At 49.0% G+C, this 1,344-nt stretch carries 1 protein-coding gene; it reads right to left on the bottom strand.

Annotated elements, in window-relative coordinates; translation table 11 throughout:
* Window positions 1–171 precede the first annotated feature (171 nt).
* Window positions 172–393, bottom strand: coding sequence for a lipoprotein (locus tag ACZAHD_RS17570; RefSeq protein ID WP_004868310.1), 222 nt, complete (start codon window positions 391–393; stop codon window positions 172–174).
* Window positions 394–1,344 lie beyond the last annotated feature (951 nt).

The following is a 1,344-nucleotide window of genomic DNA, read 5'->3' as shown; positions in this document are numbered from 1 at the left end:
TAGCACCGCGCGTAAAACTTTGTACCGCAGTGGATATCTCCCGGTCAGACCTGTAAGGTCGCCATATATATTCTGATAAACGAACGGCTATTATGCCAAGGGCTCAGTCTTCGACTGAGCCCTTGGCTTTAGCGACAGTGTATTCACGCTGCATGATTCTAAGATGAAAATTTAGCGGGTCAGAGCCACAATACCCAGCGTCAGGCCTGCAACAGCTGCAGCACCTCCTGCAATGGCGCCTGCTGTCTCCCAGTTATCCTGAGTGGTTCCTTTCATACAAGTATTAGTATGGACTAATCGCCCCTGAGAATCATAGACCGGTACGCAGGGGGAGTCATGTGCACAGCCGGCGAGCAATGTTGTCAGCAGCGTCACTAAAATAAATTTTTTCATGGTAGGCCTCTGAATAATCCGTCGGGTTGTACCGGTGTCGATATATGACGGCATAGCCTATTTTACCATTGACAATATAAAGGCCCGCGGCCGAAATAATATCAATTTATGATCAGCGTAAATATCGTGGAGATCGCGAGGGAATTATGAGGAAAATATGCAGAATAAAATAACGAAAGAGAAATGAGAGCCATATTATTCATTGGTCGATAATATAACAAACTGATTTTTAACTTATCCGTCAGTTAGTTGACTGGCGAAAAGGTGTGAAGCGGCATCTGGTCGTGAACGGACGGCTTACTTATGCTGACGGCATTTTCCACACCGCTTGCTGCCCGTGGCTTAACACCAGAGCCAAATGTAGTTCCCAGGAATAACAGCCACAGAAGCCACCACAGCAAGACGCCAGGGCCAACATGAGTTCTCCATCGAAGGCAGAGCATTGACGCGTTCTGGTGCATCAGAGCGGGTTTTGTCGTAGCAGAGAGCAAGGGCTTTTCCTGGTAGATAGTGAGCTGTCCTCAAGTCTGTATGATCGTATGCGCACTGGCGGATCCGGATATTGATTCCGGGACGTTGATTGCAGGCACTGTATCAGTCCGGCATGAGCCTGGTTTCCCGAGCGATAAGCTTAAAGTTAAAAACCGATAACCGTACCGGGATCAATCGTGGCCAGGAGGCCGGTGTCACAGAAGTCCTCATTCCTCCGGTTGATATAGAGGTTCTGAGCACGGGGGGGTTAGATGTGCAGCGGTTTCAGCTTTCGCTTCATCCTCTATTTACGCTCTGACAGGGAGCAGGTGCGATTTGATAAAACGGCTGCCCGTATTTAACACTCTCTGCGATAAAGTGACGTTGCAGAGTCATACTGCTGACCAGTGTCCGCACTTCAGCGATGTGCAATGCCGATGCCCGCTGTGGCAGCCTGAGAAGCTCGGTATGTCAGATAAT

The organism is Raoultella sp., from assembly GCF_039594335.1.
Taxonomy (GTDB): Bacteria; Pseudomonadota; Gammaproteobacteria; order Enterobacterales; family Enterobacteriaceae; genus Klebsiella.
Note: the sequence above shows the minus strand (reverse complement) of the source record. Positions and strands in the feature narration are given on the sequence as shown.